Here is a 12,215-nt window from a genome sequence, read left to right as displayed (position 1 = left end):
CTCGCTCCCGCTCGCTCCCGCCGCGAGGGCGAGCGGCACCGACCGGCTGGCAGACTGGGGACGTGACCAGCACTCCCGCCACTCCCGCCGCTCCCGGCTCGGGCGATCCCCGTGACGCCGCCCCGCAGTTCGTGCTCCCGCTCGTCGTGCGGATCGAGAAGGACGCCCCGCCGGCCCGTACCGACGCCCTGGAGACGGCCGCCCGCGCGGTGCTCGCGCTGTTGTCGGACGAGCGTGTGCGGGAGGGGGACGGCGAGGAGGGCGAGTGGGCCCGGGCCGTGCGGGACTGGGAGGACGCCCGGATCCGCAAGGTGGTGCGCCGGGCGCGCGGGGCGGAGTGGCGCAGGGCGTCGGCGCTGCCGGGCATCACGGCGTCGGGCGAGCGCGCGGAGGTGCGGGTCTATCCGCCCGTACCGCTGGACGGCTGGCCCAAGGAGCTGGTCAAGCTGCAGGTGTCGGGCACCGAGCTCGACGACCCCGAGCGGCCCGCCGCGCCCGCTGCCGGGCTGCCCGTGCTGTGGCTGAACCCGGAGTTGGAGATGTCGGCGGGCAAGGCGATGGCGCAGGCCGGTCACGGCGCGCAGCTCGCGTGGTGGGCGCTGGACGGGGCGGCGCGCGAGAAGTGGCGGGCGTCCGGTTTCGCGCTGGCGGTACGGACGGCGGAGCCGGGGCAGTGGGCGGAGCTGACGGCGAGCGGACTGCCGCTTGTCCGGGATGCCGGATTCACTGAGATCGCTCCCGGTTCGTGCACGGTGGTCGCGGACCACCCGGCGCTCCGGGGTGCTTCGGGCGACCTGTGATACTGGCTCAGAACGTGTGTTTTGGCGCCAGGGGGTAGGAAGTTGTCGAAGAGGACCGTACGCGGCGCGACGGCCTGGGTCACCGCCGTCGCCGCCCTCGCGGCCGGGCTGTCGGGTTGCGGCAAGGAGAGTGACGGCCAGAGCACGGCCGCGGCCACCGTCGCGCCCTCGGCGAGCGCGTCCGGGGAGAAGAAGCAGGACGACGGCGGGCAGCGGGAGTTCAAGACCCGCGACGAGCGGTACGCGGAGGGCTGGGACGGCAAGGTCCAGGTCCTGGGCGACGGTTCGACCTCCTACACGGGCCCGCAGCCCAACCAGCCCAAGCCGGAGCGGCTCAAGCCGGGGGAGAAACCACCGCAGTTCGTGGTGTTCTCCTGGGACGGCGCGCTGGAGGGCGACGACCATCTCTTCTCGCACTTCCGGGAGGTCGCCAAGGACAACAACGCCAAGATGACGTTCTTCCTCAGCGGCATGTATCTGCTGCCGAAGTCGAAGTCCAATCTGTACCGGCCGCCGCAGCACAAGCCGGGCGAGGCGGCGATCTCGTACGCGACCGACCCTCATATCAAGGACACCCTGGAGCAGTTGCGCGGCGCCTGGCTCGACGGCAATGAGATAGGCACCCATTTCAACGGGCACTTCTGCGGCGCCAAGGGCGGCGGCGACTGGAGCGTCGCGGAGTGGCAGAGCGAGGTGGAGCAGTCCTACGCGTTCGTCGAGAACTGGAAGACGAACACCGGCTGGAAGAATCTGCCGCCGCTGCCCTTCGACTACAAGAAGGAGCTGGTGGGCGGCCGCGCCCCGTGTCTGGAGGGGCAGAAGAACCTCATATCCGTGGCGAAGGGCTTCAACTGGCGCTACGACGCCTCGTCCCCGGGCGACTTCCAGATCTGGCCGTCGAAGACCGACGGCGTCTGGAACTTCCCGCTGCAACTGCTTCCGTACCCCAAGAGCGAGAAGCAGGTGCTGTCGATGGACTTCAACTTCCTGTACAACCAGTCCGGTGACAACACCAAGGGCGATCCCGCGAAGTACGCGGAGTGGCGCAAACTGACCCGCGACGGGTATCTCAACGGTTTCGAGCGGGTCTACAACGGCAGCCGGGCCCCGCTGTTCATCGGGAACCACTTCGAGGACTGGAACGGCGGCATCTACATGAAGGCGATCGAGGATGTCGTCAAGGCGGTGTGCAAGCGCGACGGCGTGCGCTGCGTGACCTTCAAGCAGGTCGCCGACTGGCTGGACGCGCAGGACCCGAAGGTGCTGCAGCAGTTGCGGGGGCTGGACCCGGCGCAGTCCCCGGACTGGAAGACCTTCGTCAATTGACGCTCTCCACCCTGAAGGGTGGAGTTTCCCACCGGGCCGCCGTTGTTGAGCGGCGGTCGTAGGTGGTTCCTGCTTCATCGCCCACCGCCCGGCCTGCCGGGTCTTACACGGGCTCCACGAGGCGTTTTACGTGTCCGGGCGCCCCTCGGCCACGATGCTCCGTCCCTCAAGACGGAGGTTGTACTCGGCGTTCTGATCCCGGTCGTGGGTGGTTCCGCAGTCGCACGTCCACGTGCGTATCCGCAGTCCTTCCCTCCCCTTCGGTCCGGTGAGTGCTCCGCAGTGCGAGCACAACCGGGTGGAGGGGAAGAACCGGTCGACCTTGACGAAGGTACGCCCGTACCGTGCGCACTTGGCTTCGAGCGTGCGGGCGAACATGCCCCATGACTGATCGTGCACGGACTTGCCGAAGCCTTGGGCCATGCCCTTCACGTTCAGGTCTTCCAGGTAGACCGCTTGGCTCTCGCGGACCACCCTGGTGGTTTCCTGCTCGATGAAGTCGCGCCGCCGGTCGGCGATACGCGCATGAACCTTCGCTACAGCCTGCCTGGCCTTACGTCGGTTGCTGCTGCCCTTGCGGCAGCGGGACAGCTTGCGCTGAGCGCGCTTGAGCCTGCGCTCCGCCCGGCGGAAGAACTTCGGCGTCCTGATCTTCCGTCCGCGCAGGACCGCGTACGAGGACAGTCCCAGGTCGATACCGGTGTCACTGTCGTCCCGGTCCAGTTCGGGCAGGGGCTTGTCCCCGGTCTCCACGACGAACGAGCAGAAGTACCGGCCCGCCGCGTCCTTGATGACCGTCACCGAAGACGGCTCGGAAGGAAGCCGCCGGGACCAGCGCACCTCCACGTCCCCGATCTTCGGAAGCCGGAGCCTGCCGTCCCCGGTGACAGCGAACCGGGCATTCCTGGTGAACCGAACGGCCTGACGGCCGGTCTTCTTCCTGAACTTCGGCGGCCCCGTCCTCGGGCCCTTCCGGGTACCCCTGAGCGAGGCGAAGAAGTTGGAGTACGCGGCATCCAGGTCCCGCAGGGACTGCTGCAGCACCACGGAGGACACCTCGGCGAGCCATGCGCGCCCGGGCGTCCTCTTCGCTTCGGTGATGACCTTCCTGGACAGGTCACCGATCAACGGGTACGGGCGACCCCGCTCGTAGGCATCCCTGCGGATGCGCAACGCGTCGTTGAACACGACACGGGCGCACCCGAACGCCCTGGCCAGCGCAGCACACTGAGGCCCGTTCGGGTACAGCCGGAACCTGTACCTCAATTGCACGCCGATCAGCCTACTGCGGCTGGTTTATGGCTGGGTACCAGAAGATCCGTACTGATCGACATTGCACGTTTGTGCCCCATGTGCACCTGGTTTTCGTGACGAAGTACCGGCACACGGTGTTCTCCGACCGGCACCTGACACGCATGGAGGGGGGCGGCGCCGGGCCCCGTACCGTCCCGGCACCACCCCCCCGCGCCCCGCTCAGTTCTTCTGCGCCACCATGTACTTCGTCCAGATGCCGATCGGGAGGGTGCTGCCCGGCGCCGACTGCGGGGCGCCGCCGAGCCCGGTGACCGGCTGCAGTTCCTGGGTCTGCGGGTCGATGCGCGTCAGCGAGACGGCGGTGACCAGTTTGCCCCGGTAACCGATGAACCAGGCGGACTTGTTGTCCGGATCGGTGCCGGTCTTGCCCGCGGCGCCCGTGCCCGCCGCTCGGGCGGTCGTACCGGTGCCGCGCTGCACGGCGTCCTTGAGCGCGTTGTCGACGGCGCTCGCGACGCCCGGTGAGAGCGCCTGCTCGGGCTCGGGCTTGTCGACCGCGATCGCGTCGCCGTTGCGGCTGAGCCGGTCGACGGAGTACGGCTCGCTGTGCCTGCCGCCCTCCGCGAAGGTGGCGTAGGCCCCGGCCATACGGATGGCACTGGGCCGGGTGTTGCCGAGCGAGAACGCGGGGACCCGGGCGCCGAGACTGCTCTCCAGCAGCCCGCTGCGCACGGCGACCTTGCCGACCTCGTCCAGTCCGACGTCCATGCCCAGTTGCAGCATGGGGGTGTTGGCGGACTGCACGACCGCCTCGTGCAGGGTGATCTTCCCGAAGGACTTGTCGCCGTCGTTGGTGCCCTTGAAGATCCGTCCGGCGCGGTCCCAGTACGGGCCCTCGGGGGTGCGCAGCGTGATCTTGTTGTCGCCGTCGTAGACGGTGGTGGGGGCGACGGGCGCGCGGGGCGCGCCGCGTTCCTTCTGCACGCCCTCGCTCAGCCCCGCCGCGTAGACGAACGGGGTGAAGGCACTGCCGGCCGGGACGACGGTGGAATTGGCGTCGTTGAAGCCCTGCTTGAGATAGCCGGGGCCACCGTAGAGGGCGACGAGGCGCCCGTCGGTGGTGACGGAGGCGGCGCCGATCCGCACGTCCTTGTCGGCCGGGCGCCGCTCCGGGTCGAGTTTGCCGGTCGCCTCCTGCACGGCGTTCTCCAGCGCCTGCATCCTGGGCTTCTCGAAGGTGGTGCGGATCTGGTAGCCGCCGAGGTCGAAGTCGTGGTCGGAGACGTCGGTGTGGGCGCTGACGTAGGAGCGGGCGGTCTCGACGAGATAGCCCACCTGCCCGGTCAGCCCGGCCGGTCTGGGCGGGGCCTGCGGCTCGGGGAAGTCGGTGTAGCGGGCCCGCTCCTCCTTCGAGAGCTTGCCGATGGCCACCATCCGGTCCAGGGTCCACTTCCAGCGCTCGACGGCCCGTTCGCGGTTCTTCCCGCCGAGCGCCGGGTCGTACATGCCCGCGCCCTTGAGCAGGGAGGCGAGGAACGCGCCCTCGCTGGCATTGAGTTTGGAGACGTCCTTGCCGTAGTAGGCGTGCGAGGCACGCTGGATGCCGTAGGTGCCGCGGCCGAACCAGCTGGTGTTGAGGTAGCGCTCCAGGATCTCGTCCTTGTCGAGCTTGTTGTCCAGCTTGATCGCGATGAACATCTCGGTGAGTTTGCGGGAGAAGGTCTGCCGCTGATTGAGGTAGGCGTTCTTGACGTACTGCTGGGTGATGGTCGAACCGCCCTGTGTGGAACCGCCGGTGACCATCTTGGAGACGGCGCGGACCATGCCGCTGGGCGAGATGCCGCTGTCGGAGTAGAACGTCTCGTTCTCGGCGGCCAGTACGGCCCAGCGCACCGATTCGGGGACCTTCTCCAGCGCGGTGTCCTGGCGGTTGACCTCGCCGGTGCGGGCCATCTCGGTGCCGTCGGCCCAGTAGTAGACGTTGTCCTGCTGGGTGGCGAAGGCGTTGAGGTCCGCGGGTATCGAGGTGTTGGCGTACATGATCCCTACGAGCGCCACGAGCACCCCGAACGTGCCGGCGAACAGCCCCAGCGTCTGCCGCCAGGAGGGTATCCAGCGGCGCAACCCCCGCCGCCCCGGGCGGGGATAGGCGGGACGCAGCCGGCGGAGCAGGGCCGCGCCGCGGAACCCGCGGCGGGGGGCGGCTCGCCTGCGGCGCGCCCGGGCGGGTGGCCGCCCGGGCGGAGGGGACGGGTTCGCCGGAGCAGGGTTCGCCGGAGCGGAGGGTTTCCGGGGTTTCCGGGCATGCGCCCCTTTTCGTCGTTCGAACACCGCTCGACCCTATGGTGTTCATTCGGGTAGCGTAAGCTTCTACTCCCTTGTAAATCCACACCATTTCGGGCCATGCCACCTCATACCCTCGCGACAAATCCTGAAGGAACACCGCAACTCATGGGCGCCGCCGCTCCGGCCGCCGCCCGGCGCCACAGCCGCCGCCGGGCGAGCGGGGCCCTGGAGGGCGAGGTGCTCGCCGTACTGCGGCGGGCCGGGGCGCCCCTGACGCCGCGTGAGGTCCAGGGCCGGCTCTCCGGCGGGCTGACGTACAGCACGGTCGTGACGATCCTGAGCCGGCTGCACGGCAAGGAGGTGCTCACCCGCACCCCGCGCGGCCGCGCCTACGCGTACGCGCCCGTCACCGACGAGGCGGGCCTGGCCGCCCGCCGCATGCGCCGCATCCTCGACGAAGTCCCCGACCGCGAGGTGGTTCTGGCCCGCTTCGCGACGGAACTCCCGGAGGGGGACGGAAGGTTGCTGAGGGCGCTGCTGGATTGAGGACCGGGGGTCTGGGGGCCGAGCCCCCAGTTACATCACATCATCCGCCCTCCCGCCCCCTGGCCGCACGCCTCCGCAGCACCACCACCGCCCCCGCTCCGGCAGCCGCCAGTACCCCGGCCGTGACCAGGGCCCTGCCGCCGGGGCCGCCTTCACCGGCGGAGGACGCGGCAGGGACGGCCGACCGGGGCCCCGAGGCCCCCACAGCGATCCGCGTACGGGCAGGAGCCACCCGCGTGATCGGCCCGACCGACTTCACGGACCCGTCCGCACCCAGCAGCACCCGCCGCCGGTCGGGGTGCGCGAAGTCGAACATGCCCAGCAGCGAGCCCGCCCGCGCGTCGAAGGACGCGTCACCGATGCGCGCCGTGCGCCAGTTCCACTCGATGAACTTGAGGACCGAGGTCTGCTCGGTACGGGTGTGGTCGACGGTGCCGGCCCTGGCGTACGGGGAGACCACCAGCAGCGGCAGCCGGGGGCCGGGCCCGCAGCGGTCCGCGTAGCCGCCGGCCGGAGCGGGACCGGACCGGCAGGCGGGGGCGTCCACCGGTGCGCCGCCGGCGGCCCGGCGGCTGTCGCGCGAGCCGTTGAGCGGCGGGGCCCACACGTGGTCGTACCAGCCGTCGGAGTCGTCGTAGGCGATGACGACGGCGGTGTCCCGCCACTGCGGCGCACTCTGGATCCTGTTGATCCACTCGACGAGGAAGCGCTGTTCGTCGAGCGGATCGGAGTAGCCGGCGTGCCCGTCCTGGAAGGCGGGCGGCTTGAGGAAGCTGACGGCGGGCAGCCGGCCCGCCCGCAGCGCGGCGTCGAAGTCGCTGAGGTCGTACTGGTGGTTGGCGGGTCCGCGGTGGCCGATCTCGGCGACGGAACGCGGCGGCAGGTGGTGCGGGTTGGCGGTGGACGCGTAGTACTGGAACGGTTCGTGGTGCGGGCTGTAGTCGATGACCCGGGCACCGCCGACGTTGGTGTGGGCGGTGCCGGAGCAGCGCGCGTAGTGGCCGCGCCTGCCGTCCCAGGGCGTACTGGGCCGGAAGCCGCCCTGGAACCAGCCCCAGCTGACGCCCTTGTCGTTGAGCCGGTCGCCGATGGTGCGTCCGCCGAGCGCGGCGAGCGGGTCCTTGGCGGTGTGGTCGGCGTCCGAGCAGTCGTCGTAGGCGGGTTCCGGGTCGGTGACGACCGTACCGACTCCGTGCGCGTCGGGGGAGGCGACGACGGACGCGGCCGGACGCCGCAACGGCCGGGGGTGCTCGGTGCCGGAGGCGGGGTCGACGGAGACCGCGCCGTGCGTCTGCCCGGATACGAGGTTGAGGGCGCCGGGCGTCGACGGCCCGTAGGTGGTGGCGAAGAAACGGTCGTTGAGGGCGTAGAGGCGGGCGTAGTTCCACAGCGCGGTGACGGTGTTGCCGTCGTAGTAGTCCATGACCAGCCCGGGTTCGCCGTACAGGTGCCCGGAGCAGGTGCCGGCGCCCGTGTGCTGCACGAAGCCGTCCATGCGGCCGCCGTCGGCTGCGTACTGCTCGGGGCTGTAGGAGTGGTTCTGGTCGCAGGTCATGGCCTGCTGCGGGCCGAGCCGCCGGGGGGCGTACTGGTTGGGGTTGCGGCGCAGCAGTCCGGCGGTGCGCAGGTTGTCGATCCGCACGGCGGAGGCGCGGGGGCCGGTGAAGCGGGTGCCGTCGGTGTTGGCCGCCTGCGGGTAGGTGGCGAAGTAGTGGTCGAAGGAGACGTTCTCGTCGAAGACGACGACGAGGTGCTTGACCGGCGAGGCGGTGTCCTGGGCGGGCGCGGGGGCGGGCGCCGCGGTGAGCGGTACGGCCAGCGCCACGGCCGCGAGGACGACGGACTGCCGGAGGCGAACCCCCTTGCGTGCTCCCCTGGTTGCGGCCATCGTGCGTCCCTCACCTTTCTCCGGTCGCTCCCGGCGTCGTCAGCAGCGCGCGCCCGTACCAGTCGGCGGCATCCCGTACCCCCGGCAGCACGTAGAACCAGCCGCCGCCGAACGGCTTGACGTAGTCGGTCAGCGGCTCCCCGGCCAGCCGCCGCTGTACGGCCGTGAACTGGCCCACCGGGTCCCGCTGGTAACAGCAGAACAGCAGCCCCATGTCGAGCTCGCCGTTGCTGTCGGTGCCCCGGTCGTAGGTGTAGGAGCGGCGCAGCGGCTGCTGTTGCGCCGTCTGCGGTGTGCGCGGGTTGGCGAGCCGGATGTGGCTGTCCAGCGGGGTCACGTCGCCCTTGGGGTCGCGGGCGTAGTCGGGTGCGTCGGTCTCGTGGACGCCGTCGAGCGGGGCGCCGGTGTCGCGGTCACGGCCGAGGATGCGCTGCTGCTCGGTGAGCGGGATTCTGTCCCAGAACTCGACGAGCATACGGATGATCCGCACGACTTGGTACGTGCCACCGGCCGCCCAGGCGGGCTCCCCGGCGCGCGCGTCCGTCCACACCAGGCGCTCCGTCTGCCGCGCGTCGCGCGGGTCGGGGCCGGACGTGCCGTCCTTGAAACCGAACAGGTTGCGCGGGGTGCCCGTGGGGCGGGGCGGGGAAGTGAAGCCGTCCACGCGCCAGCGGACGCGCAGGCCGCCGCGCGTGTGCCGGGTGATGTCGCGCAGGGCGTGCAGCACGGTGTCCCGGCTGTCCGCGCACAGTTGAACGCTCAGATCGCCGTGGCAGAAGTCGGGCCGCAGGTCGTCGTCGGGGAAGACGGGCATGGGCCGCAGCCGCCGGGGCGCGCGCCCGGCCAGCCCGAAGCGGCCGTCGAAGAGCGAGGATCCCACGCCCACGGTCACCAGGAGGCCGCCGTCCGGGGGGACTTGGGGGCCCAGCAGCCCCGAGTCGGACGGCGGCGCCGTGATCCCGAGGGGCTCGGGCACACCGCCGCCGGTCAGGAACCGGGCCCGCCCGGTGAGCGTCCGCAACAGCTCGGTGAGTTCGCCCGCGTCCCGCGCGGTGACGTCGAAGGCCGTGAAGGCGGTGGCGCGGCGGGGCCGGGTGAGCACGGCGGCCTGCCGGGGCCCGTGGAAGCCCACGGGGGCGGTGCCCCCGGGTGCGGCGGGAGTTGTCGCGGGCGTACGGGCGTCACCTGCGGTACGGACCCCACGGGCACCGGCCACCGCGATCCCGGCCCCCACGGCTGCGGCGGCCCCGCGGAGCAGCCCCCGGCGGGGCACCCGGGTCACGGGGCGCTCCCGGGCGGGGCCTTTCGGCAGTCTGATCCCGCGCGCCCGGCCGCCGCACGGGCGTTCCGGGACGTCGGCCGGGGGTCCCGGGCGGCGTCGGCCGTACCGGCGGTCGTGACCGTCACGGTGCCGGAGAGCGGGCCTCCGGTGGTCCCGGCGGCCGCCCGCGCCCGGGGGCGACGGCCCGGCCGGGTGCGGACCGCGGCCGCGCCGCCCCGCCGTACGGCCCTCATGCCGCCCTCCGTGGCTCGCACAGCGCCGCCACCCGCGCCAGCCGTTCCGCCGCGTCGCCGAAATCGGCGTCCAGCAGGGCGCGTTGGGCGCGGCTCAGCCGGGACAGCGGGGTCCACTCGCCGTGGCGGAGGTGCTCCTCCAAGTCCCGCCGCGTACGGTCCAGGCGGGCGTCGAGCGACGCGAGGGCGGGGCGGGGCATCCGGGAGCGCAGCACGGGGCGCAGGCTGTCGAGCGCGGCGCGGGCCGCGTCCAGGTGCGCGCGGGCCGTGGCGAGGCCGCTGCCGCTGCCGTAGTCGGTGCGGCCGGTCAGTTCGTCCTGGAGGGTGTCCTCCAGGATCTCGTGCGCGCGCCGCACGAGATCCAGCGGATCCAGCCGGACGCCGTCCCAACCGGCGCGCAGCGCACGGACGTCGGCGGCGAGGCGGCGGGCCGCGCGGCGCGGTCCGGGGCCCCGTTCGCCGTGCCACAGCCCGTACTCGATCCGGTGGAAGCCGGTGAAGTCCGCGTCGCGCACCCCGCCGGGAAGGCCCGCGTCGGTGCCGTCGACGGCCCGGCCCACCGCGCCGAAGGCGCCGTAGGCGGCGCCCAGCCGCGCGTACCGCAGATGGGCGTCGAGCCAGGCGGCCCGCGCGCCGTCCCGGTCGCCGTCCTCGACCGCCGCGCGCAGGGAGTCCGTCGCGGCCACGAGCCCGTCAAGGCGCGCGCCGAGGCGGCGCTGCTGGTCCAGGACGGCCGGGACGAGGTCCTGCCGGGTCACGGGCACGGCGGCGGGGCCGGGGGGCGGGCCGCCGGTGACGCGTACGGTGGGGCCGGTGACCGCGTCCGCGTCGTCGAAGAGGCAGACGAAGGCGTACGCGCCCCGCCCGAGCCGCGCCCGCACGGTCCTGGCCGCGCCCGGGCCCAGCCCTTCGGCTTCCGCGTACACGGCCCCGGTCCCGGGGTCGACGAGGTGCACGTCGGCGGCGCCGACGGAGGTGTTACGAACCTCGAAGGCCCGCAGCCCGGGCAGCCCCCCGCCCCAACCGCGGCCGCAGCCACCGGGCGAGACGTCGACGACACCGCCCCCCTCACCGGGAGAACGCCCCGGCTCGCCCAGGGACCCCACGGACACGACGAACAGCACACCAACACTGACCACCAGCCGCACGACATCCCCACCACGCACGGGCCCCCACTCGCAGCACCGCCCCCGCGCCGGCACCGCCTCCGCCGGTGCACCGAACCCCCGCCGCACGACGGCCTCCCCGCCGTACACGGCCCCCTCACCGGCACCGCAGCCCCTGCTGCCACCCCACTCCGACACCCGGCCCGCCACCGCGCCGCACACCGAGCGCCCCGCGCCGGCGCGGCCGGGGAGCGTCCGCTCGTCCATGACCGCCCCACGAACCGCCCGGCGCCGCCCGGCCGTCCCGGCCACGTACCCGGTGAGCAACCGGCGGACCGTGTCCGCCCTCCGCACGGTACGGCCTCCTCACGGTCGGTGGGTTCACGGCCGGGTCCCCGGGTCCGGGCACCGCGCCGTCACTCCGGCGCGCACACGGCCCGTCCGGGCCCCGGCCCGGATTCGTGGCCCCTGTTCCCCCGGGCCACGGCCCGGAGAAGGCATGCTCGCACCGGACCACCGCGGACCCCGGCCGCCGACACCTCCCGGGCCGGGAAAGGCCGCGCGACTTCACCCGGGTGACGCCACACGCGCCCCGCCACCGTGACAGCGCGCATGACGCCGCGTCACGCCCAGAGCCACACCCGCCGGTTGCGGGCCACGGTGTGGACGCGGTCGACGCGCTGCGGGTGCAGGACGCCGCCGAGCGCGCCGAGGTCGGGCACCTGGTCGTCCGTCAGGACGCGGACGTCGTCCAGCGCCGGCGCGACCTCCACGTGCTCGGCGCCGACGAACACCAGCACCGGCCGCACCTGGACCACGAAGCCGCACCCGCGCGAGAGCACGAGCGAGGAGCGCGCGGCGTCGTGCCGGGCCTCGCGCACGTACGGATACGGCTGCCGCTCGCGGGAGCTGCGTACCGAGGTCTCGCCCACGTGCACCCGCGCCCGGTGGCTGGGGACGGCGGTGAGGGAGAAGACGCCGCCGGGGCCGATGAGCAGGTGGGGGACGACCGCGTCGCCGGGCAGCACGATCGAGTGGAGGACGTCCCAGTCGGCGGCCGCGAGTTCGTCCAGGGCGGCCCCGACGGTCTGCTCGGCGACGAGGGTCCGCCGCCAGCGGTCCTCGACGGGGTGCCGGCCCAGGAGACGGGCGAGGAGGAGACCGGCGCGGCCGGTGCCGGAGGCGGCCAGGCGGGCCCGGAGCGTCTCGCCGGGGCGGTTGGGGGCGAGGTCGTCGTCGGGCGGCAGGAACAGCCGCTCGGGGTCGAAGGTCCGCCCGTTCGCGCTCTTCTTGCCGTCCGGCCGCTCCCGCACACCGACCACCCCCACCCGCCATCTTGCCGCAGAAGCCCGGGAACCAACCCGGCCGCAGGACCGTTGTCCGGGTGAGGCCCCGCGACATCCCCCCGCTCGCGGGGCCTCACCAGCGCCCGGTCGCGCGGTCCCCCCGTCCGTCGTGGCCGCCGGGACCGGTTCCGGGCGCGGCGCGCAGGAG

General features: G+C 72.8%; 9 protein-coding genes and 1 pseudogene. 4 read left to right on the top strand and 6 right to left on the bottom strand.

Features of this window, described 5'->3' with window-relative positions:
- The first annotated feature begins 62 nt into the window (after positions 1–62).
- Entirely contained in the window at positions 63–800 is a 738-nt protein-coding gene (locus ACFP1Z_RS30040) for an aminoacyl-tRNA hydrolase (RefSeq protein ID WP_390320864.1), read from the top strand.
- Between the two features lie 42 nt (positions 801–842).
- Complete coding sequence (locus ACFP1Z_RS30035; protein WP_390320863.1) at positions 843–2,126, top strand: polysaccharide deacetylase family protein; 1,284 nt, start codon at positions 843–845, stop codon at positions 2,124–2,126.
- A gap of 126 nt (positions 2,127–2,252) precedes the next feature.
- On the opposite strand, the gene ACFP1Z_RS30030 is transcribed toward ACFP1Z_RS30035, so the two are convergent.
- Positions 2,253–3,398 (bottom strand): RNA-guided endonuclease InsQ/TnpB family protein, encoded by a 1,146-nt coding sequence (locus ACFP1Z_RS30030; protein ID WP_390320862.1) that lies wholly within the window; start codon positions 3,396–3,398, stop codon positions 2,253–2,255.
- A gap of 26 nt (positions 3,399–3,424) precedes the next feature.
- Here ACFP1Z_RS30030 and ACFP1Z_RS33770 point away from each other — a divergent pair.
- Positions 3,425–3,547, top strand: a pseudogene (locus tag ACFP1Z_RS33770) (IS200/IS605 family transposase); the annotation flags it as partial.
- Positions 3,548–3,599: 52 nt separating this feature from the next.
- Here ACFP1Z_RS33770 and ACFP1Z_RS30025 read toward each other — a convergent pair.
- Positions 3,600–5,504 (bottom strand): transglycosylase domain-containing protein, encoded by a 1,905-nt coding sequence (locus tag ACFP1Z_RS30025; RefSeq protein ID WP_390320861.1) that lies wholly within the window; start codon positions 5,502–5,504, stop codon positions 3,600–3,602.
- A 327-nt stretch (positions 5,505–5,831) separates the two neighbouring features.
- Here ACFP1Z_RS30025 and ACFP1Z_RS30020 point away from each other — a divergent pair, with 327 nt between their 5' ends.
- Positions 5,832–6,212: a BlaI/MecI/CopY family transcriptional regulator gene (locus ACFP1Z_RS30020; RefSeq protein WP_390320860.1), complete on the top strand. Its 381-nt coding sequence runs from the start codon at positions 5,832–5,834 to the stop codon at positions 6,210–6,212.
- A gap of 40 nt (positions 6,213–6,252) precedes the next feature.
- On the opposite strand, the gene ACFP1Z_RS30015 is transcribed toward ACFP1Z_RS30020, so the two are convergent.
- From ACFP1Z_RS30015 to ACFP1Z_RS30000, 4 genes are all read right to left on the bottom strand, one after another.
- Complete coding sequence (locus ACFP1Z_RS30015; protein WP_390320859.1) at positions 6,253–8,100, bottom strand: phospholipase C; 1,848 nt, start codon at positions 8,098–8,100, stop codon at positions 6,253–6,255.
- 10 nt (positions 8,101–8,110) lie between these two features.
- Positions 8,111–9,382 (bottom strand): iron uptake transporter deferrochelatase/peroxidase subunit, encoded by a 1,272-nt coding sequence (gene efeB / locus ACFP1Z_RS30010; RefSeq protein WP_390320858.1) that lies wholly within the window; start codon positions 9,380–9,382, stop codon positions 8,111–8,113.
- A gap of 229 nt (positions 9,383–9,611) precedes the next feature.
- On the bottom strand, positions 9,612–11,075 hold the full coding sequence (locus ACFP1Z_RS30005; protein WP_390320857.1) for an imelysin family protein: 1,464 nt from the start codon (positions 11,073–11,075) through the stop codon (positions 9,612–9,614).
- 269 nt (positions 11,076–11,344) lie between these two features.
- Positions 11,345–12,034 carry an NERD domain-containing protein gene (locus tag ACFP1Z_RS30000; RefSeq protein ID WP_390320856.1) on the bottom strand — a complete coding sequence of 230 codons (690 nt, stop codon included), beginning with the start codon at positions 12,032–12,034 and terminating at the stop codon, positions 11,345–11,347.
- Between the last annotated feature and the right edge of the window lie 181 nt (positions 12,035–12,215).

The sequence above is a fragment of the Streptomyces gamaensis genome, assembly GCF_042656465.1.
Lineage (GTDB): Bacteria > Actinomycetota > Actinomycetes > Streptomycetales > Streptomycetaceae > Streptomyces > Streptomyces gamaensis.
This window is presented reverse-complemented; position numbering and strand designations above follow the sequence as displayed.